The organism is uncultured Prevotella sp. (genome assembly GCF_946407605.1).
Classification (GTDB): domain Bacteria; phylum Bacteroidota; class Bacteroidia; order Bacteroidales; family Bacteroidaceae; genus Prevotella.
In genome coordinates, this window is sequence record NZ_CAMJOS010000002.1 from 146,751 (window position 1) to 170,727 (window position 23,977).

Consider the following 23,977-nt stretch of genomic DNA (forward strand, 5'->3'; position numbering starts at 1 on the left):
ACGCCTATCTCTTTCACTCAAAGAGCCTATCTCCATGACTCAAAAGGAGATTTTTTGTTCTCTTAAAAAGAAATCAGCATGAGTTTCTTTCAAAAACACCTCACTCCTACCTAAATCTTCGGAAAGGCTCTGCTGTAAAGGGTTTGAGATAGGTAGGTGTATCTTTAACTCCTACCTAACTCCTACCTTTATCCTCTATCTTCTTTTATCAAAGCCAAGAGATGGTCAACAGCCTCAGCCTCGGGAATGTTTTTCTCAACGCACTCCTTAGCACGATAGAGGCTGATCTTTCCTCTACCTGCACCCACATAGCCATAGTCGGCATCGGCCATCTCGCCTGGACCATTCACAATGCAGCCCATGATACCAATCTTAAGTCCTACCAAGTCCTTGGTGGCAGCTTTAATCTTGGCGATGGTCTCCTGCAGATTGTAGAGTGTACGTCCGCATCCAGGGCATGAGATATACTCTGTCTTGGTGAACTTGATACGGGCAGCCTGCAGAATGGCGTCAGAAAGCTCTGTGAGCTTTTCAGTTGAAAATTGAGAATTGACAATTGAGAGATTGTGGGCCTTCTTATCGATAAGCAGGGCACCTACGGCCATAGCAGCTTTCAATTGCAGTGTCTCCCAGTCTGGGGCATCCACCTCCAGAGTGATGGTATCATCCTTGATGCTGGCCTCAGCCTTTTCGCGCAGAGCTGTGCACTCTGGTATCATGTCAACCAGTTTACGAGCCACAGGTATCTCGCATTCTGGCTCCTCGGAGAGAGAGACGCGGATGGTGTCGCCAATGCCCTCGGTAAGCAGGGCGCCGATGCCTACGGCACTCTTTATGCGGCCGTCCTCGCCTTCGCCAGCCTCAGTAACGCCTAAATGCAAGGGGTAGTGCATATCCTCCTTGTCCATCGTCTTCACCAACAGACGGACGGTGGTTACCATCACCACGGTATTCGAGGCCTTGATGCTGATGACCACATCGTTGAACTGTTCGCGACGGAAGATGCGCAGGAACTCCATACAACTCTCTACGATACCCTCTGGCGTGTCGCCATAGCGACTCATGATGCGGTCTGAGAGCGAACCATGATTCACTCCGATACGCACGGCTGTGTGGTGCTCCTTACAGATATTGAGGAATGGCACAAGCTGTTTTTCGATTTTCTGCAACTCAGCGGCGTACTCCTCGTCTGTATACTCCAAATGCTTGAATGTGCGACCTGGGTCTACGTAGTTACCTGGGTTGATGCGCACCTTTTCGCAATACAGTGCAGCCACATCGGCAGTATGGGCAGTAAAATGCACATCGGCCACCAATGGGGCATTGTATCCATCAGCCTTCAACTGGGCCGAGATGTTCTTCATATTCTCAGCCTCGCGAGTGCCCTGAGTGGTGAAGCGTACCAACTCGCCACCAGCATCGATGATGCGCTTGGCTTGAGCCACAGACCCCTCAGTATCGTTGGTATCGGTAGTAGCCATCGACTGGATGCGGATGGGGTTGTCGCCACCAATGGCAATATTGCCCACATGGGCCACACTACTAGTTCGTCTTGTACTCATACTTCACCTCTGCTAAGTCCTTGTTGGCTTTCTCAATCTTTGCCTTCAGGCCACTCTTATAGTCGCTCAGGCGCTGAGCCAGAGCCTCATCGCTCAGGGCCAGCATCTCGACAGCGAGGATGGCAGCATTCTGAGCACCGTTAACACCTACTGTAGCCACAGGGATGCCTGGAGGCATCTGGATGATAGAAAGCATGGCGTCGAGACCATCGAGCATGCCCTTGATGGGTACGCCGATAACGGGCAATGTGGTAGAAGCGGCAATGACGCCAGGCAGGGCTGCCGCCATACCGGCACCAGCAATAATCACCTTCAAGCCACGATCCTTGGCAGTACGTGCGAACTCCTCAACGGCATCGGGGGTGCGATGGGCAGAGAGGGCGTTGACTTCAAACGGTACCTGCATCTCGTCGAGCAACTTGCAGGCTTTCTCCATAACGGGCAGGTCAGAAGTGCTGCCCATGATAATACTAACGATTGGTTTCATATCTTGTTTTTTACTTTTTACTTTTTCTCCTTAATAAAAGATGATGCCAAACACAGCACAGACAATTCCGATGCCGAAGCCTGCCACCACTTGTGGAAGGGTGTGCTGACGCAGATACATGCGTGCCGATCCCAGCAAGCCTGCCAGGAAGAACACCAGACAGAACCACCACACAGGATTGAACCCGAAGATGTCGGCAAAGACAAACAGGGCGCCTGCCACTCCTCCAATAGCTGCCGTATGTGTAGATATCTTCCACCACATATTAATAATGGCACAGACAATCTGAACCACGAGGGCACCAAAGACGATACTCGACACGAAATGGTAAATATGGAGTGACTGCAGCACCCACAGACACATGGCATAACAGAAGATACTAATGCCATAAGGAACAATACGACGACGCTTCTGTCCTAACTCCAATAGCGACCAGCCCTGCAGACGACGATAGAGATGGATGAGGAATGTGGGCAGGAGGATGGTGAAGAAATAGACCATCACGACAACCAGCAGCCGATATTCTATCGGAAGCAAGTTCAGATAACTGAACGTGAACAGGGCTATCAGACCTACCAGAGGCAGATAGAACGGCGTGAAAATCAGACTGACAACACGCGCACCGTAGATGAATCCTTTTTCTCTTGTCACTTTTCTCTTGTCTCTTCTTACTTTCTCATTCTTGCTATAGGTATGCCCAGCTGTTCACGGTATTTTGCCACCGTACGTCGGGCTATGGGGTATCCTTTCTGTTTGAGGGCATCACACAAGGCCTCATCACTCATCGGCTTGCGCTTGTCCTCGGCTTCGACGATATCGCGCAGAGCTGCCTTGATCTCACGGGTGGAGAGTTCCTCGCCACTCTCGGTGACGTAGCCATCGCTGAAGAAGAACTTCAGGGGGAACATACCCCAGCGGGTCTGCACATATTTTGAGTTCGACACTCGTGAGATGGTACTGAGGTCCAATCCCGTCTTCTCAGCCACATCCTTTAGAATCATAGGACGCAACAACGACTCGTCGCCCTCTTCGAAAAACTTATGCTGCAGACGGATGATAGCCTTCATGGTAAGTGTCAGCGTACGACGACGCATCTGAACGGCATCGATAAAGCTCTGGGCGGCATCCACCTTTTGTTTGGTATAGAGCAGGGCCTCCTTCATCTGACGGGTCAGTCCTTCCTTGTTGTTCTGATAGTCCTTGAGCAGATCGGCAAACGACTGTGATACCTGCAACTGCGGCAGGTCGCCACTATTGAGTGTGAAGGTCACCGTGCCGTCATCTTGCGTATCAACGATGAAATCGGGTGTAATCTGCTGCATCGAGCGACCAATCGTCTCACCCATCGCTGCGCCTGGCTTGGGATTCAGGCGACGCAGTTCGCGCAGTAGCTCATCAGTCTGCAGGTCATCAAGTGCCAAGGCTCGTTGTATCTTGTCCCAATGCTTCTTGGTGAAGGCATCGAAATAGTCGGTCAGCACACGCTTCATCAGATTCGTTAGCGATGATTTTTCCTTACGGTCTACCTGTAAAAGTAAACATTCCTGCAACGAACGGGAACCAATGCCTGGGGGGTCCAACTGTTGCAGTTTGTGGAGCACGGCTTCAATCTGTTCCTTGGTGAGGTCAATATTATGGTAGATAGCCAGCTCGTCGGAGATGCCCTCGATGGAGGCACGCAACAGACCGTCGTCATCAAGTGAACGGATGAGGTATTCCATCACATAACGGTCCTGGTCAGAAAGTTCTAACTCGCCCACCTGCTCCAACAACTGGTCATAGAACGACTGCGACTCACCCAGCACCATATCCTCATGCTCTTCATAGGCAGGGCGCCCACCTTGATATACCGGCAATTCTTCATCATCTCGTCCAATATTCTCAAGAGCGGCATCCAACGCATCACTACGCTCTTCACGTTCTCGCTGAATATCATAGTCGTCAGAGGTCTCGGAATCATCGTTGTATTCTGGGTATTCCGTAAACTCAGGGTCATCAGAGGTGGTCTCCAGCGCAGGGTTATCATGCATCTCAGTTTCGATACGCTCAGCCAGCTGCTGGAGGGGTAGCTCCACCAGTTGGGACTGTAACAGCTGCTGCTGCGAGATGCTCTGCTGCAGTTTCTGTTCCAGCTTCTGTTCCTGTATCTGACCTTGACTCTGTGCCATTAGCTTTTATAGTATTCCTTCAGTTCTTCAGCATACGCTGCCAACTGCTCAGTGGCAATGGTGCCATAGCGTTGCCACACTTGCTTACAAGGAGCCATCAATTCTGAAGTAATCTGATTATCACGATTCAGGTAGGGGTCACAGCGTTGGAAGACATTCAGCACCAGCGTCACATCGGTAGGCTTCAACTTCAACAGTCGTGCTAACTCCTGCACCTCTGGCGTCTCTGCCACCATTGTGGCTGGTGTCAGACGGAAGAAAAGGTCGAGAATGAGGATAAGCATGACGGGGGTGTAAAGCGGATTCTCGGGTAGCGAACGGAAGTCCTTCTCAAAGGTTTCCTGCACCTCTACACCATCATAGAAGTTGTCAGCAAAGCCGAAGCCTTTCATCTCTCGCCACAAACGTACAGCCCTTGCCAAGCGACGCGGATTCTGGCTATAGGTATTCCAGATACGTTCTATACGTGGTGTGTCCAGCCGGGCAATCTGTTGCATCTTAGACTGTAGCACCTGAGGTGCTATGTGCAGCTCCAAGCTCAGTTCAACCATCGGACGACTGTAAAGCGGCTTTACGCCTATCGGCTTCTGAAGGTATTTCTGCATCAACAGCAGCCAATCGTCATCGTGCCATACTGTGTTCTTTGCCATAAATTCATGAATTATGCCGCAAAATTACAAAAAAATCTGAAATCTTCATCTCATTAACAATCTTTTTTGTATCTTTGCGGTCACTTATTGTAAAAAATGACATGAAAAAGCTGTTTATGATACTTTGCGCTTTGGGGATGATACTTTGTATCACGGCCCAAAATTCGCGAAAGGACATTCAGAAAAACCTTCGACTGTCAGGAGGGTCGTTTTTGGCCTATCCTGGTCCGTCGACTCATAAACAGACGTCAGCCCCTAAGGGTAAGAAACCGTTTTATATCAGTCATTTTGGTCGTCACGGTTCACGCTATCCGACCAAAACCGACGACTTTGAGTATGTCATCAAGACCTTGAAGGAAAGCGACGAGGAACATGCACTCACCCCACTGGGCAAGGATGTGCTGCAGCGTGTCATCAGGATGGAGCAGGAGGCACACCTTCGTGCTGGCGAGTTGACCTCTTTGGGAGCTACCCAACAGCAGGAGATAGCTGAGCGTATGATGCGCCGATTCCCTCAGGTGTTCGAAGGTAATGTTACCATTGAAGCCAAGAGCACCACATCCATCCGTAGCATTCTCTCAATGGCTAACCTCCTGTTGAAGTTGCAGGCTATGAATCCTAAGCTGACTGTCAAACTCGATGCCAGTCAGCACGATATGGGTTATTTAAGACACAACGACAAATTGCTGTCAACCCAATCACTTGACGAGAAGAATGTGGGACTATACAATGCTTTTGTGGATGCCCACTCGCCCTGGGAGCGTGTCGTAGGTCAGCTTTATGCAGACACAGCCTATCTGAACCAGCATGTGGATGGCAAGAAGCTTAACAGCTATCTCTTCCGACTGGCCTCCGTATTGCAGGATATGGACCTTAGAAAGAAGATGACGCTCTATGACCTGTTTACGGATGAAGAACTTTATGAAAACTGGCGCAAGGATAATGTGTTCTGGTACTTAGGCTTTGGCTTTGCTCCCACCAATGGTGGCAAGATGCCTTTTGCCCAGCGTTTTCTACTTCGTAACATCATTGAGCAGGCTGACAGCTGTCTGAAATTAGACCATCCTAGTGCTACCCTGCGATTTGGTCACGACACAGCCCTGCTACCATTAGTATGTCTGATGGGAATCAACGGTTATGACCTTCAGACATCAGACCTTGACAAGATGGAACACAGCGGATGGGCCGACTATAAGATTATTCCTATGGCAGCCAACCTGCAGTTGGTGTTCTACAGAAACGGCTGTCACGATCAGGATATTCTGGTTAAGGTGCTACTCAACGAAAACGAGGCCACACTGCCTCTGAAGACAGACGTTGCCCCGTTTTATCACTGGCAGGATTTTCGCGACTTCTACCTGCAGAGCATCAATGCCTACGATGAAGGGTGTGAGCCAGAAGATGAGGAAGATGATTAACCCTTTGTCTGGAAGGCCAGCGCATACATTCGCATCTGCTTTACCATTGCCAGCAAGCCATTGCTGCGGGTAGGCGACAGATGTTCCTTCAATCCTATCTTATCAATGAAATAGAGGTCGGCATCCAGAATCTCCTGGGGTGTCGAGTCATTCAACACGCGAATGAGTAAGGTTACGATACCCTTCACAATCAAGGCATCACTCTCGGCCTGGAAATGAATCTTACCGTCAGCATAGTCAGCCACCAGCCACACCCTACTCTGACAACCGTCAATCAGGTTCTGCTCTGTCTTGTATTTCTCGTCAAGGGGTTCCTGCTCATTACCTAAGTCTATCAGTAACTGGTAGCGGTCCATCCAGTCATCAAAGTCCGAGAACTCCTCAATAATCTCGTCTTGTCTCTCGTTGATTGTCATTTTATCTCGTTATTTTCGTTATCACATTTTTTCGATATATCGATATTACGACATTTCGATTTACCGACTTTTATTCCTTAATTATCTTAAACAGCTTGTCGCTGGGGCGCACCTTCTCTGGCACCTTGATGCTGACACGGGTGCCCTGCTGGGCGGTCTCTACGGCTTGCACATCGTCGTGAATCTCATCGACTGTGACATAGAGGGCACCTGTGGTGGGACCGGTGATAAGCATCTTGTCGCCCACGCTGAAGGTTCCTGCCTCGACAGCAAATTCTGCCACGCCGAGTTTCGAGAAGTACTTAACACCCTTGCCGATATACTGCTTACGCTCCGTAGCGTTCGAGCCATAGTTCGAGTTCCATTCGCCCAACGTCTGACCCAGGTAATAGCCATCCCAGAAACCACGATTAAATACCGTAGCCAGTCGTTCGTCCCAAGCATCCTTTTTCTCTTCTGTAAAGGTGCCGTCGAGCACGCTTCGGATGGCTTCCTTATAGCATTGCACCACGGTGAGCACATATTCAGGACCACGGGCACGTCCTTCAATCTTGAAAACTCGTACGCCGGCCTTCATCATTTTATCGATGAAACGGATGGTTTTCAGGTCTTTGGGCGACATGATATACTTGTTATCAATCTCGAGTTCTGTACCCGTCTCGCGGTCTGTGACGATATACGAACGGCGACATATCTGCATGCAGGCACCACGATTGGCAGAGCGTCCTGTGTTATCAAGACTCATATAACACTTGCCGCTTACAGCCATACAAAGGGCACCATGACAGAACATCTCAATGCGCACCTGCTCGCCGCTGGGGCCGCAGATATGCTGCTCCTCTATCTGACGATAGATGTCAGCCACCTGCTCCATCTTCAACTCACGGGCCAGCACCACCACATCGGCAAACTGAGCGTAGAACTTCAGAGCCTCGACATTCGAGATATTCAACTGGGTAGAGAGGTGTACCTCCATTCCCACCTTACGGCAGTAGGTCATCACGGCAATGTCACAAGCAATGACAGCCGATATCTTTGCCTCGACGGCAGCATCCACAATCTGGTGCATCGTTTCGATATCCTCACCATAAATAATGGTATTAACTGTGAGATAGGTCTTGACGCCAGCCTCGTTACAGGTGGCTGCTATCTCGCGCAGGTCGTCAATCGTAAAGTGGTTGGCAGAGTGCGACCGCATGTTCAGTTGCTCCACACCGAAATACACGGAGTCGGCACCTGCCTTCAGCGCTGCTGCTAGCGAGTCGCGGCTCCCCACAGGAGCCATGATTTCAAAGTCGTTTAATTTCATGGTGCAAAGGTACGAATAAGTGAGAGAAATACCAAATTTATTTGAGGGTTTTAAACCATTTGCGAGTTTAGGAGTCTAAGTAGTTGATATTAATAACCCCGAAACAACTGTACACTTGTTAAACAATAACCAATTATGAAAAAACTGTTTTTGCCTCTGCTGTTCTTGATGGCAGTAACTGCACATGCTACAGAAAATCCTGTGTTAACAATCGAAGGTGGTCAGGTAAAGGGCGTCGTGGCTGACGATCATTCTGACGTGTTTGTTTATCGTGGCATTCCCTATGCTGCTCCTCCCATCCGTGAGAACCGTTGGAAGGCCCCACAGCCCGTAGTGCCCTGGAAGGGTGTGAAGATTTGTGACACCTTTGGTCGCCCCAGCTATCAGGCCATCCAGTATACTGGCGGTTACTACACTGAGTGGGGCTATGGCAAGGAGGCAGCCTTCAGCGAGGACTGTCTGTATCTGAACGTGTGGACTAAGGCTCCTGGTCAGGTTAACAAAAAGTTACCTGTAGCTTTGTGGATTCATGGTGGTGGTTATCGTGAGGGCTTTGGTTCAGAGCCTGAGTTCGACGGACAGGAGTGGGGTGCTAAGGATGTGGTGCTCGTCTCTATCAACTACCGTCTCGGCATTTTCGGATTCCTCTGTCATCCTGCTTTGGCTGAGGAGAGCCCCAACAAGGTATCAGGCAACTATGGTATCCTCGACCAGATTGAGGCTTTGAAGTGGATTAAGAAGAATATCGCCCAGTTTGGTGGCGACCCCAATAACGTAACTATCTTCGGACAGAGTGCCGGTGGTGGCAGCGTTCGTACGCTGTGTGAGTCTCCTCTGGCTCGCGGCTTGTTCCACAAGGCTGTCATCATGAGTGCACAGGGCCTCAGCATCCCCAACCCCAACGGTGGTGGTATGATGGGTGGTCGTTATAGCGGTGGCTCTATCGAGGATGCTGCTAACAATGCCAAGAAGATGTTCGACTGGGCTGGCATGACTGATTTGCAGAAGATGCGTCAGGCATCTACCGAGACCGTCTTCGCTCTGCCAACTATCTATCAGCAGGTTACTAGCCCTGCACAGCAAGGCGGTGGCATGATGGGTATGATGCGTATGGGCATGGGCTTTATGCCAATGATTGATGGCTATGTCAGCGTGAAGAGTTTCGATGATGCCACTCGCGAGGGCACTCTGGCTGATGTACCTTATATGATTGGCTTCACCCTCAACGATATGGGTAATATGGCTCCCAACATTGCAGAGTTCTGTAAGGTTCGCGCAGAGAAGGGTGGTAAGGCTTGGGCTTACGAGTTTGCTCGTCCTCTGCCCGATGATGGTTCTCATCCTGAGGTCACCCAGCGTCTGAAGGGTGCTTTCCACTCTTCTGACCTCTGGTTCGTATTCAAGAGTCTGAAACATTGCTGGCGTCCTTGGACCAAGGGCGACTGGGATCTGAGCGAAAAGATGCTCACTGCTTGGACCAACTTTGCCAAGTATAGCGATCCTAACGGTCCGAAAGGTGGCGACTGGAAGCCCTGCACAGAGCAGAATCCTAAGTTCATGGTGTTCAAGTTGAACGACAAGGACGCTGAGGCTTCTGTTTATGGCGAGCCCGAGATTGCTCCTCAAGGACAGGGTGGCTTCGGCTTTGGTGCTCCTGGTGCCAGACCTGCTGCTGGTGCTGCTCCCAGAAGATAATTCAATCATTTACCTCAATATTCCAGGCCTCTCATCTCTCGTTCCGTACGAGGCATGGGAGGCCATCTATAAAAGATGAAAAAGGCAACGATACTCCTCATCGCCATCATTTGCATGATGGCTTTCACCATCAGCACACAGGCTCAGAAGAGTCTGCCCACCATCGCCATCACCACCTCTACCCCACTAAATGCACAAGAGAAGGTGGCGGCTCACATGAAGACCGAGGGCTACGACGGTCCTATCGGTATCAAACTGCGTGGCAACAGCTCACTTGGTTTCAACCAGAAGAAATACACCATCGAGACACGCGATGCCGACGGCAAAGACCTCGACGTGAGTCTCTTAGGTATGCCTGCCCACAGCAAGTGGGTGTTGCTGGCCCCCTATACCGATGTCTCCATGATGCGCGACCCACTGGCTTTCCAGCTGTGGCGTGATATGGGCCATTGGGGACCCAGAACGGTGATGTGCGAGGTTACGGTGGATGGAGAGTATCGTGGCATCTATATCCTCTCGGAAGCCATCAAGAAGGGTAAGGACCGTGTGGATATCAGCAAACTGAAGAAGGGCGACACCAGCGGACGTGAACTGACGGGTGGTTATCTGTTGCGCATCGACACCTTCAACGACGATGATGCCACCTTCACCTCGAAGGTGCCCGGCATTGGCGAGGGCAACATGTCCAGCGAGGTCATCTGGTCATGCATCTATCCCAAGAAGAAAAACCTGCAGCCAGAGCAGTTTGCCTATATACAGAACTATATAGACACCGTGGAACAGGTCATACAATCCGACTATTTTGCCGACCCTCAGAAGGGCTATGCCCACTATATCGACGTACCCTCGTTTGTCGATTATTTCATCCACACAGAGTTGAGTCTCAATGCCGATGGTTATAAGCGTAGCGCCTATTTTTATAAGGAGAAACAACATGAGGATGGTACTGGCGGCAAACTCGTGGCAGGACCCGTTTGGGATTATAACCTGGCCTATGGTAACTGCAACTTTGCCAATGCCAACAACCTGGAGGCCTGGTGCTTCGAAGGTGCCAGCAACAACCCAACGCCAGCCATGTGGCAACGACTGTTGCAAGACCCCGCCTTCCGTAAGGCGGTGAAGACCCGCTATCAACAGTTGCGCAAGAATGTGCTCAGCACCAAAGCCATCAATGCCTTTATCGATAGCCAGGCCAAGCTCCTCAGCAAGGCCAAGGACCATCATTTCGAGACCTATCCTGAATTGTTAGTCAGCGAAGAGCGCAAGCAGCAGCTAGCGCAGCAGCCGCAGATAGGGGGCTTTCCCTTTGGCGGTGGTTTCCCCCCAATGGGTGAGATGCCTCAAGGCGGTTTTCCTCAAATGGGAGCATTTCCTCAAATGGGTGAAATGCCTTCAATGGGAGAAGGTTTTCCTCAAATGGGACAAGGTTTCCCACAGATGGGAGATTTCCAGTTTGATATGACAGGAATGTTTGCAGCCTATCGTGTCAGCAGTTATGAAGAGGAAATCCAGATTCTCAAGCAGTGGCTTGCCGACCGTCTCGCCTTCCTCGACCGCAACATTGCCCGCTTCGACACCGACTGGCAACCCCGCATCCAGCCGCTCGTTGAGAAAAAGATGCAATTCCCCTTCGGCAACTTCCCTGGCGGAGGCTTCCCAAGCGGTGGATTCCCTGGCGGATTCTAAACAATTATCGAATAAGATTATATCCCCACTTCAGGAGGAAATAGAAGAGGGTGCCGAAGAAGAGACCGGCAATGGCATCGATGGCATAATGAGCCTGGATGTAAAAAGTACCGAAGAAAAGTAGAACAGCAAAGGGCAGGAAGATAAAGAATAACTTCTTGTTCTTAGCTTCCCATGCCAACCACATGACGATGGTGGCCACTCCCACATGACTGCTTGGGAAGGCCGCCGTAGGGCGTTCGCCAGCATCATGGGCAATGACGAGAGCCTTGTACATAGGACCATCCTCCCACCCTGGAATGGGCAAGATGAAATCGCGATTGTGGACGTCGAACTCAATCGTATTAAAATAGTCGCCGATATTGGGAAAGATGCCCTGCGCTATCTGGTCTACACCTACAGCCTTGAAATAGAACTGCGGTCCTGCTACTGGCAGGACGATGAAGATGAGATAGAACAGGAAGAACGAGCCGATAATGATAAAGGCCGTGCGCTCGAAATGCTCGTAGCGGAAGAAGAAAAAGAAGATGGTGATACCTACGAACAGCGGATAGTAGCTGACGTAGCCCATCGACAGCAGCTCGCTGAAGATGGGGTGAGAGAAGGTCTGACAGAACGACAGCGCAGGCTGGAAGCCAAAGAGCGACTGCTCCCAACCCGCAAACACATGGTCGAGATTGGGGAAGATGCGGTTCATCTCATAGGTGTCGGGATACCACCAGGAGAGCAGCAGGAACTGTCCTGTGATGCGAAAGAGCATGGTGAGCTTGCAGGGGCAGAGGCGATAGACACCCCACAAGGCCAGCGTGAGCACGACAGCCTGAGCCCTGAACCAGAGCATCTCAGTGGGATGAGTCAGCCTAACGTAGGTGACTAATATAAATATGGTGGTAATCAGCGTGTAGACCAGTGTGGCCCACTCCACAGCAATGAGTCCCTTCTTCGTTTTCTCTACAGCCATCCGTTCTCCTTATACCATTTGATGGTGAGGGGCACACCCTCTTCCAGCGTGTATTTGGGCTCGTAACCCAGTTCACGACGAGCCGGCTCAATGTCGCAACGCCAGTTGCGCTGCTTCAGAATATGATACTTATCGTTGTTCAGAGCAGAGATCTTACCTGTAAGGTGTCCCCATTTGTCACCAAAGAAAGTGATAACACGCAGTACCCAGATGGGAGCTGTGATACGAATCCACCAGGGGTTGCCCAGTTCCTTACGGATAAGGTTCGAGAAGGTAGCCGACTGATATACCTTACCGTCAGAGAGGAAGTACTTGCGTCCCGTCTCACCCTTCTCGCAAGCCAGGAATACGGCCTGCACCACGTCAAGCACATAGACGAAGGTGATATCCTGCTGCTGATAGCCCACCGCAAAGTCGCTGTGCTGCTTGATGCTCTTCGCCATAAGGAAATAGTCGCGCTCCCTGGGGCCATAGACGCCTGTAGGACGCAGGATAACGTAGGGGAAGGGGACTTCTTGATTTGAGGTTTGAGATATGAGGTTTGATGTTTGAGTCTCTAACCACTGTTCTGCCTCGAGCTTACTCTTACCGTATTCCGTGTTGGGCTGTGGCGTGTCTGTCTCCTTGATCTCTGTGTAGGGCTGTTGCTCGTGAATGGCGCCGAAGACGCTAAGTGAGCTGAGATACACAAAGCGCTTGATGGGCATCTGCAGTTTGATGAGTGCTTGCACCAAGTTCTTTGTGCCCTCTGTATTAATGCGGTGGAAGTCGCTGGTGTTCAGACACTTCGTCACACCAGCGGCATGCACCACATAATCGAAAGTATGGTCTTTGAGCTGCGCCTCCAACTGTTCCTGACTGCTCAGGTTCAGCTCTATGAAGTGGATGCGTTCGTCCTGCAGGAAGTCGCGCTTGCTGCTGCCTCTGACGGCAGCCCAAGTGTCGAACCCCTGACGGAGAGCCTCTTCCACGATGAATGAGCCTATAAATCCGCTGGCTCCTGTTATCAGAATCTTCATTGACGCAGTTCTTTGACCTTTGAGGTTTGTAATTTGAAATTTGATTGACCTTTAGGATTATTCCTCAGGGAGCATGATGATCTCAGCGCGGTTGCCGGGCTTCAGGAACTCCTGCATGAAGGCCGCGATGGTCTCAGGTGTCTGAGCCTGAACGGTCTGCTTGTAGTCGGTGTGAGTATCGACGCTGTAGTCACGCAAGCGACCGATGGTACGAATCCAGTAGTTGTTAGTCTTGGCCTGGTCGTCCACGTTCTTCAGCATATATTCCTTCACCTTGTTCAGCTTCTCGGCATCCACGTTTTTCGCCATGTTGATGACCTCGTCGAGCATAATCTTCGTGGCGATGTCGCCCTTCTCAGGCTTCATGGGACAATAGACGAGTACCGTACCTACGGTGCGATAGTCATCGCGGCTCAGTCCGGCCTGTGCCATGACGCTATAGGCAGCGCTTGCTTCCTCACGTATCTTCTCAGTGTAGATCATCGACAGAATCTGTCCTACCATGTCGGCACGAATGATATTGTCGAGTGTGTAGTTCATATCGGTGTTGGCCCATACCATGACGGCGAGTGCCTTTGGCGTTTCCATCTTACGCTTGAAGTCGTTGATGACCTCACCCTTGAACATCTCGTCAACATCCTTACCCTTCACTACTTTGTTGGCATCGCCGGGAAGTGCAGCCAGATACTGCTCAATGAGCGGACGGATGGTAGCCTCGTCGTAGTTACCGACGATGGTGAAGGTGAAGGCAGCAGCGTTGCTAGTCTGTTCCTTAGCCATTTGCAGGATGCGGTCGTAGCTTACCTTCTGCAGGTCGTCCATCAACAGTGGAGCAAAGCGCTTGCTGTGGTTCTGGATGGTAAGGGTCAGCGAGTCGCTGAATACAGCCTCGGGCTGCAGCAGTTTGTTCTTCAGCATCAGCTCGGTGGTCTTCATCATGTTGTCGTACGACTCCTGATCTTTGTTGATGTTAGTGAAGTAGAGGTAAACCAGCTGGAGCATGGTCTCTACATCGTTAGGAGTTGATGAGCCAGTGATGTTGGCGCGCTCGGTGCCCAGTACCAGATTAGCGCTGGCAATCTTGCCTGCGAGAGCCTTCTCGAGTTCGGTGTGTGAGAAGTTACCCAGTCCGCTGGCCTCGATGGCATCGTCAAACATCTTGATGTTGGCAAAGTCGGCCTCGCCATAGAGCGAGCTACCGCCGAAGCCCTCAGAAGCCAGGATCACCTGGTCTTTCTTCAGGTCGGTGTGCTTCAGGATAACCTTGGCGCCATTGCTCAGTGTCAGCTCCTTATAGTCGAACTTAGGACCGTCAACCTCTTTCACAATCTTGCCGGCCTTGGGCATGTTGGTGATGAGGGGCTCATCCTTCACATTATCCACATAAGCCTCGAGCTGTTGTGCGCGAGCCTCGTTGATGGCCTGCTTCAGCGAAGCCTCAGTGGGATAAACAGCACCCTCTTTCTCCTGGTTCATGTTGAGCAGCACGAGGTTGGTGTCGGTATCCTCGAAGAGTCCGCCCATGAGTTGGTTTACAACCTCGAGGGGGAGAGCAGGTGTGAGCTGCTTCATCACCTGATAGTAGTCGTCAAGACTGGGTATGGGCTCCTTTGCCAGAAAGTGCTGCACATACTGGTTGACAAACTGGCTGTTGTATCGTTTTTCTTTGTTAGAGTACTGTTTGTCGAGCTGGCTGTTGAAGTTTGACTTATAACGCTGATACTCTGTGGCAGTGAATCCGAACTTGGCAGCACGGCGTGCCTCGACATAAGCAGCCTTGAGGGCAGCCTCGGTCTGACCCTCCTTGGGCAGGACGCTAACCTCGAAGGCATCCTTGGTCTTAGAGAGCAGATACTGTCCGTATCCCACAGAACCCTGGAGGAAGGGGCAGTCAGCTTTCTGTGCCAACTCAGCAAGACGGTCGTTGAGCATACCCAGGCAAGCTGCCTTGAGGTAGTCGATGACCAGATACTGCATATTTCCCTTGATCTCATCGGGGATCGGATCACTCTTGAACAGCAGTTCCACGATGCTGTACTGCATCTCCTTGTCCTTATCCACCACGATGATAGCCTCGTTATTGTCGGGCACATCCTCTGCCACCACGGCAGCAGGGTTCTCAGGCATCTTGATAGGGCCGAACAGATTCTTGATTTTCTGCTCCACCTTGTCTACATCGACATCGCCCACCACGATGATGGCCTGGTTGTCGGGACGGTACCACTTCTCATAATAGGCACGCAGCACCTCGGGCTTGAAGTTATCGATAATCTCCATCAAACCGATAGGCATGCGGTGACCGTATTTTGAATTGGGATAGAGACGGGGCAGGTCGCGCTCCAGCATTCTCATCTGAGCGCTGGTACGCAAGCGCCATTCCTCATGGATGACGCCACGCTCCTTGTCAATCTCCTCGGGCTCCAAGAGCAGTCCGTCGGCCCAGTCGTGCAGAATCAGCAGACAAGAGTCGATGATACCCTCGCGCGTCGTGGGTACATTACTTATATTATATACCGTCTGGTCGATAGAGGTATAGGCGTTGAGGTCGGTGCCAAACTTCACACCGATGGTCTCACACCATTTCACGATATCGTTACCCTTGAAGTTCTCGGTGCCGTTAAAGCACATGTGCTCCAGGAAGTGAGCCAGTCCGCGCTGCTCGTCGTTTTCCTGAATAGAGCCTACACGCTGTGCGATGTAGAACTCGGCACGCTGTTCGGGCCATGCGTTATGACGGATGTAATACGTGAGTCCGTTGTCTAACTTACCAATCTTGACATCTGCGTCAACAGGTATGGCAGGCATCTCCTGAGCCTGAGTCATGATGGCTGTCAGGAGGAATAGAGCTGTTGTTAGTAATTTTTTCATATTGTTGGAAAATTAAGACTTATAATACGTTGAGGACACCCATGAGATAGACAAGGCCAAAGCCCAGCACCATAGAGATGATACCCATGATGATACCTATCTTGGCCATATCTTTCTGCTGCACCAGGTTGGTAGAGAATGCCAATGCATTTGGCGGAGTTGAGATGGGCAGAATCATGGCACTTGATGCGGCTATGGCTACGCCAATAAGAACGGTAGGAGTACCACCGATAGGAGCCAGTTTGTCACCCATAGCACCGCAAACAATAGCGAGGATAGGCATCAAAAGGGCTGCCGTAGCTGAGTTTGAAATGAAGTTACTCAGCAGATAGCAGATGGCGCCACCCAGAATCAGTATCAGCACGGGCGAGAACTCTCCAAAGGGAATGCTCTCAACAGCATTTTCGGCAAGGCCCGACTTATTCAGTCCATAGCCCAGTGCAAAGCCACCGGCCACCATCCAAATAACGCTCCAGTTCACCTGTTCAAGGTCGCGTTTATTGATAACACCTGTCAGTGCAAACACACAGAAAGGAATCATTGCCACAGTATATGAGTTGATACCTGTAACACGGTCAAGCAACCAGAGCAACACAGTAACAAAGAAGGTGATGATAACAATATATGAATGAGCATCCTTCTTCATCTCACCGTCAATCTTCAGTTCGATGGTTTTCTGGCTGAAGGGGAACATCTTTTTCAGAATCCACCAACTGACAAACAGCAGCAAAATAACCAAGGGGAACATGAACATCATCCACTGACCAAAGCCCAGACCCAGGTTCAAGCCCTCGGGGTCGTTCAGGTATTTCAAAGCAATGGTATTAGGAGGTGTACCAATTGGCGTACCCATACCACCCAGGTTGGCTGCCACAGGAATACTCAGAGCCAAGGCGATACGACCCTTGCCCTCGGGAGGCAACTGACGGAACACGGGAGTCAGGAAGGTGAGCATCATGGCTGCTGTAGCCGTGTTTGACACGAACATCGAGAACAAGCCCGTGATCAGCAGGAATCCGAGCAGCACGTTCTCACTCCTTGTTCCGAAAGGTCTGAGCAGCACCTTGGCCAACTGAGCGTCGAGACCTGTCTTCGTGGCAGCGATGGCTAACACGAAGCCGCCGATAAACAGCATGATGACGGGATCGGCAAAGGTGGCCATCACGCCTTTGTAGGAAAGCAGTGTTCCCACCTCTTCTTCGTTGACCATGGGTAGTATACCGCTATCTGTGCAGAATAGCAGCATGATGACGATGACAGCCACCGAGGTAGCCCATGATGAAACGATTTCGAGTATCCACATCAGCGTGGCGAATACGAAGATGGCGATGACGCGCTGTTGAATAACAGTAAGGTTGTTGATGCCATACCATTCGGCAGGCATGTTCCAGAGCAGCAGTGTGACGATGGCAACGATGGCGATCTTGACGATGCGCTTCACGGTGTTGCTGGGCTCGTACTTATGCTCGTGTCGGAATTTTCGGGCTGCTTCTACTATTTGCAGTCCCCTGTAAGTGCTAAGCATTGTTCTTAATTTTTTTTATGGTTTCTTTTTCAAATTTGGGTGCAAAGGTAGTAAAAAGAAAAGAGTTAGCACGTTGTGGTGGTAGTTTATTTTTGTATAGAGAGCGTATGCAGATGCAAAAACGTGGCAGTTTCACAGCGTTTTCATTAAGTTTGTCAAGTGGAGTTTGCAATTTGGGGTAGTTATTTTATGGCTAAAATATTTGGTCTTTCCGAAAATAATACCTACCTTTGCCACCCAGAATCAAAATGAAACATTGCGTATGAGAAAGATTGTTTTCCATCTGATGATGGTGATCGCGTTTTTAAGTCTCTCACAGTCAGCCACAGCCCAATTGCCTGCTGTAACGTTGAAGACTATGGACGGCCAGGCTATCAAGACCGACACGCTGTCGAACAACGGCAAACCGTTTATCATTGATTTCTTTGCCACCTGGTGCAAGCCCTGCAATCGCGAGCTCGACGCCATCAGCGAGGTCTATGCCGACTGGCAGGAAGAGACTGGCGTCAAGATCTTCGCCGTCTCGGTAGACCAGGCACAGAACATCCAGAAGGTGAAACCCTTGGTCAACAACCACGGTTGGGAGTACGACGTGCTGCTCGACCCCAACAGCGACTTCCGCAAGGCGCTGGGTGCACAGATGATACCATTCGTGGTGGTGTGCGACGGCAAGGGAAACATTGTCTATCGCCACAACGGCTATACCGATGGCGCTGAGGAAGAACTCATAGAAAAGGTACGCGAACTCATTAAGGAATGAAACGATTATTTTTATTAGCCACGACCTTGTGCAGCATGCTGACGGCCCAAGGCCAGCAGGATGTCACCGTCTCTGGAAGCGTTCAGAGCGATATGCTGTTGTCAACGCAAAACGAGGATGACAAGTATTACGAATCTGGCGACTTCATGACCAACACCTATCTCGATGTGCTGCTACAGAGCCAGTATATCGATGCCGGGGCCCGCATGGAATATATGGAACATCCGTTGCCTGGCTTCGAGAACGACTTCAAAGGCTGGGGCGTGCCTCATTTCTGGGTGAAGGGCAAGCTCGACAAGGTAGAGCTGACGGCAGGCACCTTCTACGAGCAGTTTGGCTCGGGGTTCATCCTTCGCAGCTACGAGGAGCGTTCGCTGGGCATCGACAACTCGCTGTTAGGTGGCCGTCTGATAGTAAAGCCCATGAACGGTGTCACCCTCAAGGTGCTCTCGGGCAAGCAGCGCCACTACTGGAAATGGGACGGCGGACTGGTATCGGGTGCCGATGCCGAGGTGAGTCTCGACGAGTGGATACCTTCCCTGCAGCAACACGACACCCGTCTCAGTCTTGGTGCCTCGTGGGTGAACAAATACGAAGAGGACGAGGACTTCTTCTGGGATATCACCCATCGCCTGAACTTCCCCAAGTTTGTTAATGCATGGGATGTGCGCACCAGCCTGAACCACGGGCCGTGGGGCGTTTTGGTGGAATATGCACAGAAGACCCAAGACCCCTCGTACGACAACAGCTATTCTTACGATAACGGTCATGTGGCCATGCTCTCCACCTCCTACTCCAAGAAGGGACTGAGCATTCTGCTTCAGGCCAAGCGCAGCGAGAACATGTCGTTCCGCAGCATGCGCAGTCAGATGGGCACTCCCCTGTTCATCAACCACCTGCCTGCCTTCACCCTCGACCACACCTACACCCTTGCTGCCCTCTATCCCTACGCCACGCAGCTGGCCTCTGGCGAGTGGGCCTATCAGGCCGAGGTGGGTTATAACTTCAAGCGCAAGACACCGCTTGGCGGCAAGTACGGCATGAACGTCAAGCTGAACTACTCTTATGTCCGTGCCATCCAGAGCGCTTGGTTCAAATGGGGCAGCGACACCTACTATCAGGACCTGAACATCCAGATGACGCGCCGTCTGACCAGCGATGTGAAGCTGAACCTCATGTATATGAACCAGCGTTACAACAAGACTGTCATCGAGGGCGGCGAAGGAGGTATCATCCACTCCAACATCTTCGTGGCCGACGCCATGTTCCAGCTGGCACGCACCACCAAGCTGCGCACCGAACTGCAGTATCTCACCACCCGTCAGGACGAGCACGACTGGGCCTTTGCCCTTGCCGAGCTGTCGCTGGCTCCTCATTGGATGATTACTGCCAGCGACCTGTGGAACCACGGCGACACCAAGACACATTACTATCAAGGACAGCTGACCTATAACCTCGACTCCCATCGCATCCAGCTGGGCTATGGCCGCACCCGTGCCGGCTATAACTGCTCGGGAGGTGTCTGCCGCTTTGTGCCCGCCACTCGCGGCTTCACACTGTCGTACAACTATAATTTTTAAGCAAACATGAAAACCAAGATATTCTTATGTAGTCTGGTAAGTCTCTTCACGATGGCTTGTGACCATATCGACGAGAACGACCGGCTCATCTATGTGGAACCCGAGCCACTTCAGCGTACCGTATTGCTGGAGGACTTCACAGGTCAGAAGTGTGTTAATTGCCCCAGAGGCACCAAGGTTATCGAACAATTACAGGAGGCTTATGGCGAAGGCATTATTGCCGTGGGCATCCACAGCGGACCCTTAGGATTCAAGGGCAACGCCACCACGCTGGGACTGGCCACCGACCTGGGCGACGAGTACTACAATCACTGGCAACTGGAATATCAGCCCGTGGGCCTCATCAACCGTCATGGTGCCGTAAACTACACCGACTGGATGACCAAAGTCAGAGAGGAGATGACAAAGACATCGACCATTGACATAGGTCTTGATGCCTTGCTTAGTGGCAACCAGATAACCATCACCGTCTCTGAATGGAGTATCGGCGCCTACGACGGCAAGCTGCAGATCTGGGTGCTCGAGGACAGCATCACCGCTACGCAGACGCGTCACGATCCTATCGACGACGATAACGTCACCATCAACGACAAGAACTATGTCCACAACCACGTGCTGCGCGCTGCTGTCAACGGCGCCTGGGGCGAGGCTGTCACGTTTGATGCCAACGAGTCCAAGACGCAGACCTATCAGCAGGCTGTCGATGCCACGTGGAACCCTTCCCACCTCAGCATCGTGGCCTTCGTCTATAACGACAATGGCGTGGAACAGGCCATACGCAAAGTATTAAGATAAAACAACAAACAAATACAAAACCATTATGATTAAAAAGCTTTTATTCTTTTTTGCTGCGTTCCTGCTGACATCTGTTGCGCAGGCGCAGAATGAGACTCAAGAACACTGGTGGGGTTATGTTTCTGAAGACACACAGAGAACAGGTCTGGGCGTACAAGCTGCCGACACCTACCATTGTGCCATCTTCATTCCCGGCAACCAGGCTGTGGCCTCGGGTAAGACCATCAAGGCCGTACGTTTCGGACTCACGGCAGCTGGTGCCGAAGACGTAAAGGTGTGGCTGGCATCAAGCCTGCCCTCCAAGATCACCGCGGCCAACACGCTTCAGATTGTCAACGTCACCACTACTGGCCAGACTATCGATGTCAACCTGACGTCGCCCTACACCATTCCTGCCGGCGGTGTCTATGTGGGCTATTCGTTCACCATTGGCAAGGTAAGCACGCAGGACGACCAGTATCCTGTTTTCACCACTGGCAGCGATAATTCTAACGGACTGTATTTGAAGACCGACCAGAATGTACCTCAGTGGAGCAACTTATACGGCAATGGCTATGGCAGCCTCTTCCTGCAGGTGCTGCTCGAAGGCGAGTTCTTCGAGAATGCTGCCACGCCCGCTGACTTCGGACCTTTCTATACCGTTTTGGGACAGCCTGTCACAGGCCAGTTTGCCATTACCAATATCGGCACCACGCCCCTCAGCAGCATCGACTATACCATTACTTCCGACGGTGTGACCAGCGCTGAGCAGCATATCGACATCACCTCTCCCATCGCTTTCAACAATACCGACTATATCAGCATCACCGTGCCTGCCGACACCGCTGCCCACGCAAGCACCAAGACGCTGAACATCACCAAGGTCAATGGCAGCGACAACGCCCAGGCCGACCAGGGTGCCCAGTTTACCCTTTACACCCTGCCCGAAAAGGTTGACCGCAACGTGGTGGTCGAGGAGTACACTGGCACCGGCTGTGGCTACTGTCCCCGCGGACTCATCGGCATGGAGAAGCTACGCAAGACCTATGGCGACCGCTTCATCGGCATCGGTCTGCACCAGTATAACACAAGCGATGCCATGTATATCAATTCCAATGCCTATGCCAAGCTGTCCTTCGGCGGCGCACCCTCGTGCCGTATGGACCGTGGCGATGAGATAGACCCCTACTACGGCAGCAGCAACGACATCTGCAACGACTTCGCCGACGAGATGACCGTACCCGCCTTGGCTAAGGTGAGCGTCAGTGGTGTGGTCGACACCCTCTTGACGAAGGTCGAGGCCAAAGCCGAGATCAAGGCCCTGATCGACGATTCTAAGTTCTCGCTGGAATTCGTGGTGGTGGGCGACAGCCTCAAGGGTACCGGCACTGCCTGGAACCAGTCCAACTACTACTATCAGGGCACAACAGCACAATGGGGCGTCGGCAACGACATGGCCATCTTCTGCAAGGGAGGTAAATACGGCAAGAGCTCTGTCTCGGGCTGGTATTTCAACGATGTAGCTCTCTGCAGCTCTTACGTCAACGGCAGCAACAAGGCCCCTGCTCTGGGCACCCTGGCTGGCGGCGAGTCGAAGGAGGCTGAGTACACCCTCACCCTGCCCACCAAGACCACGCTGAAGAACGCCATGAAGCAGGATCAGCTTTACATCATCGCCCTGGTTGTTGACCAGAACAAGAAGATTGTCAACGCCGCCAAGGCTAAGATTGAACTGCAGCAGCCCGAGGTCATTGATCCCGACACCGTCGTGGTCAATCCCGACGATCTTGAGCTCGAGGCCCCCGAAGGCTGGATCAAGGCCATCGCCAACGGCAACCTCGCCGACTCGGTAGTCACCAGCTATGCCGCCAAGGAATATCCCTCTGCCAATATCGTTGACGCCATCATCGTGCCTGGTGCCGGCAAGAACAACAGCCGCGGCATCGTGGTGAAGGCTGGCGACGACACCCAGAACGAAGGTGCTCAGGCTTGGGACTCTCAGTTCTGGATCAAGCTCAACCAGGCCCTGCCAACGGGTACTAAGCTGCACGTAGAGTTCGACTATAAAGCCTCGCAGGCCGCTAAGGTCACCACCCAGTCTCACGCCGCTCCTGGCTCCTACCTGCACTGGGCCATGATTGGCGATGTAAGCTTCACCGCCGAGTGGCAGCACTTCTCTGCCGATGTCGAGGTCACCGACGCTATGGCCAAGGGCGACAACGGCAACGGTAACGGTGAGGGCGTGCTCAGCATTGCCTTCAACCTGCAGGAGGAGAAGAGCGCTACCGACTACTTCTTCGACAACTTCGGCGTATGGTATCAGCTGCCTGTTGTCGACGGCATCCAGAGCCTGAAGGCCGACAACGCCGCCGAGGCCGTCTTCAACCTGAATGGTCAGAAGGTCCAGAAAGCCCGCAAGGGTCTCTATATCCAAAATGGTAAAAAGATAGTTCGTTAAATAAAGGTTTATGAAGAAAATAGTTTCGTTATGCCTGGGGCTTTTCGCAGCCCTTGCCATTCAGGCACAAAGTGATTTTCCCTTGCAGTTCGTTGACAAGAACGGCAACGAGGTTACCGACGGTACCACGCTGAACATTACCGAGGCCGAAGACGACGGCTTTGGCGGCATCATCATGCCTTCGGGACTCTCTGTGAAGAATACGAGCAGCGACGAGGTGCAGTGTGGCGGTGCTTTTATCATCAGCTCGATGAGCAACGGCGCCTTCCAGTCGTGCTTCCCCACAAACTGCATGCAGGCATCTCAGGTGGGCAACTATACCACGCAGGACGGTGCGCTGGGCGCTGGCCAGGTGAAGTCTATGGAGACGGAATGGCTGCCCACGGCCGAAGGCACCTGCACAGTGGCTTACCAGTTGGTTACCTACAAGAAGAATGTTATCACCCAGAAGTGGACCGTCGACAAGTATGGTCCCACCATCACACTTAAGTTTACATACAGCACGTCGGGCATCAGCGCTGTCAAGAGCCGCCGCCCCGTCACCTACTACGACCTGCAGGGCCGCCGTGTGGCTCGTCCCGTCAAGGGCCTGTACATCGTAAACGGTAAAAGGGTAATAAAGTAATATAAGAAACGAATTA

The 23,977-nt window shown here is 51.8% G+C and carries 19 protein-coding genes; 8 read left to right on the forward strand and 11 right to left on the reverse strand.

Going from position 1 to position 23,977, the window contains the following annotated elements:
• Positions 1–188: 188 nt before the first annotated feature.
• The 5 genes from ispG to Q0R57_RS01605 are packed head-to-tail and all read right to left on the reverse strand — an operon-like array spanning position 189 to position 4,867.
• Entirely contained in the window at positions 189–1,562 is a 1,374-nt protein-coding gene (gene ispG, locus Q0R57_RS01585) for a (E)-4-hydroxy-3-methylbut-2-enyl-diphosphate synthase (protein ID WP_294743282.1), read from the reverse strand.
• Positions 1,543–2,049, reverse strand: a complete 507-nt coding sequence (gene purE, locus Q0R57_RS01590; RefSeq protein ID WP_294743283.1) for a 5-(carboxyamino)imidazole ribonucleotide mutase — start codon at positions 2,047–2,049, stop codon at positions 1,543–1,545. The genes ispG and purE overlap by 20 nt, the downstream gene beginning before the upstream one ends.
• Before the next feature lie 30 nt (positions 2,050–2,079).
• Positions 2,080–2,700, reverse strand: coding sequence for a phosphatase PAP2 family protein (locus Q0R57_RS01595; RefSeq protein WP_294743284.1), 621 nt, complete (start codon positions 2,698–2,700; stop codon positions 2,080–2,082).
• Between the two features lie 17 nt (positions 2,701–2,717).
• Positions 2,718–4,217: an RNA polymerase factor sigma-54 gene (gene rpoN / locus Q0R57_RS01600; RefSeq protein WP_294743286.1), complete on the reverse strand. Its 1,500-nt coding sequence runs from the start codon at positions 4,215–4,217 to the stop codon at positions 2,718–2,720.
• On the reverse strand, positions 4,217–4,867 hold the full coding sequence (locus Q0R57_RS01605) for a hypothetical protein (protein ID WP_294743287.1): 651 nt from the start codon (positions 4,865–4,867) through the stop codon (positions 4,217–4,219). Before Q0R57_RS01605 ends, rpoN begins: the two co-directional genes overlap by 1 nt.
• Positions 4,868–4,968: 101 nt before the next feature.
• Here Q0R57_RS01605 and Q0R57_RS01610 point away from each other — a divergent pair, with 101 nt between their 5' ends.
• Complete coding sequence (locus Q0R57_RS01610) at positions 4,969–6,285, forward strand: histidine-type phosphatase (RefSeq protein ID WP_294743288.1); 1,317 nt, start codon at positions 4,969–4,971, stop codon at positions 6,283–6,285.
• Here Q0R57_RS01610 and Q0R57_RS01615 read toward each other — a convergent pair.
• Positions 6,282–6,701, reverse strand: coding sequence for a SufE family protein (locus Q0R57_RS01615; protein ID WP_294743290.1), 420 nt, complete (start codon positions 6,699–6,701; stop codon positions 6,282–6,284). The genes Q0R57_RS01610 and Q0R57_RS01615 overlap by 4 nt on opposite strands.
• 70 nt (positions 6,702–6,771) lie before the next feature.
• Positions 6,772–8,010: a U32 family peptidase gene (locus Q0R57_RS01620; RefSeq protein WP_294743292.1), complete on the reverse strand. Its 1,239-nt coding sequence runs from the start codon at positions 8,008–8,010 to the stop codon at positions 6,772–6,774.
• 135 nt (positions 8,011–8,145) lie between these two features.
• On the opposite strand from Q0R57_RS01620, the gene Q0R57_RS01625 reads away from it, so the two are divergent.
• Both Q0R57_RS01625 and Q0R57_RS01630 read left to right on the forward strand, forming a co-directional pair.
• Positions 8,146–9,705, forward strand: a complete 1,560-nt coding sequence (locus Q0R57_RS01625; protein WP_294743294.1) for a carboxylesterase family protein — start codon at positions 8,146–8,148, stop codon at positions 9,703–9,705.
• A 75-nt stretch (positions 9,706–9,780) separates the two neighbouring features.
• The gene (locus tag Q0R57_RS01630) at positions 9,781–11,391 is read left to right on the forward strand and encodes a CotH kinase family protein (protein WP_294743296.1); all 1,611 of its coding nucleotides are present in this window, start codon (positions 9,781–9,783) and stop codon (positions 11,389–11,391) included.
• A gap of 4 nt (positions 11,392–11,395) precedes the next feature.
• Here the strand turns inward: Q0R57_RS01630 and Q0R57_RS01635 are convergent, their stop codons facing one another.
• The 4 genes from Q0R57_RS01635 to Q0R57_RS01650 are packed head-to-tail and all read right to left on the reverse strand — an operon-like array spanning position 11,396 to position 17,764.
• A complete protein-coding gene (locus Q0R57_RS01635; protein ID WP_294743297.1) occupies positions 11,396–12,352 on the reverse strand; it encodes a phosphatase PAP2 family protein in 957 nt (318 codons plus the stop codon).
• Positions 12,343–13,371: an NAD(P)-dependent oxidoreductase gene (locus Q0R57_RS01640; RefSeq protein WP_294743300.1), complete on the reverse strand. Its 1,029-nt coding sequence runs from the start codon at positions 13,369–13,371 to the stop codon at positions 12,343–12,345. Before Q0R57_RS01640 ends, Q0R57_RS01635 begins: the two co-directional genes overlap by 10 nt.
• 57 nt (positions 13,372–13,428) lie before the next feature.
• Complete coding sequence (locus tag Q0R57_RS01645; RefSeq protein WP_294743302.1) at positions 13,429–16,239, reverse strand: M16 family metallopeptidase; 2,811 nt, start codon at positions 16,237–16,239, stop codon at positions 13,429–13,431.
• Positions 16,240–16,258: 19 nt separating this feature from the next.
• Positions 16,259–17,764, reverse strand: a complete 1,506-nt coding sequence (locus Q0R57_RS01650; RefSeq protein WP_294743304.1) for an SLC13 family permease — start codon at positions 17,762–17,764, stop codon at positions 16,259–16,261.
• 262 nt (positions 17,765–18,026) lie between these two features.
• On the opposite strand from Q0R57_RS01650, the gene Q0R57_RS01655 reads away from it, so the two are divergent.
• Genes Q0R57_RS01655 through Q0R57_RS01675 form a run of 5 tightly spaced genes read left to right on the forward strand, consistent with a single transcriptional unit; the run spans position 18,027 to position 23,961 of the window.
• Complete coding sequence (locus tag Q0R57_RS01655; protein ID WP_294743306.1) at positions 18,027–18,524, forward strand: TlpA disulfide reductase family protein; 498 nt, start codon at positions 18,027–18,029, stop codon at positions 18,522–18,524.
• Between the two features lie 35 nt (positions 18,525–18,559).
• Positions 18,560–20,104, forward strand: a complete 1,545-nt coding sequence (locus Q0R57_RS01660; RefSeq protein ID WP_294743399.1) for a DUF6029 family protein — start codon at positions 18,560–18,562, stop codon at positions 20,102–20,104.
• 6 nt (positions 20,105–20,110) lie between these two features.
• Positions 20,111–20,899 carry an Omp28 family outer membrane lipoprotein gene (locus tag Q0R57_RS01665; RefSeq protein WP_294743308.1) on the forward strand — a complete coding sequence of 263 codons (789 nt, stop codon included), beginning with the start codon at positions 20,111–20,113 and terminating at the stop codon, positions 20,897–20,899.
• Between the two features lie 25 nt (positions 20,900–20,924).
• Positions 20,925–23,336, forward strand: coding sequence for a hypothetical protein (locus Q0R57_RS01670; protein ID WP_294743309.1), 2,412 nt, complete (start codon positions 20,925–20,927; stop codon positions 23,334–23,336).
• Between the two features lie 10 nt (positions 23,337–23,346).
• On the forward strand, positions 23,347–23,961 hold the full coding sequence (locus Q0R57_RS01675) for a hypothetical protein (RefSeq protein WP_294743310.1): 615 nt from the start codon (positions 23,347–23,349) through the stop codon (positions 23,959–23,961).
• Positions 23,962–23,977: the final 16 nt, after the last annotated feature.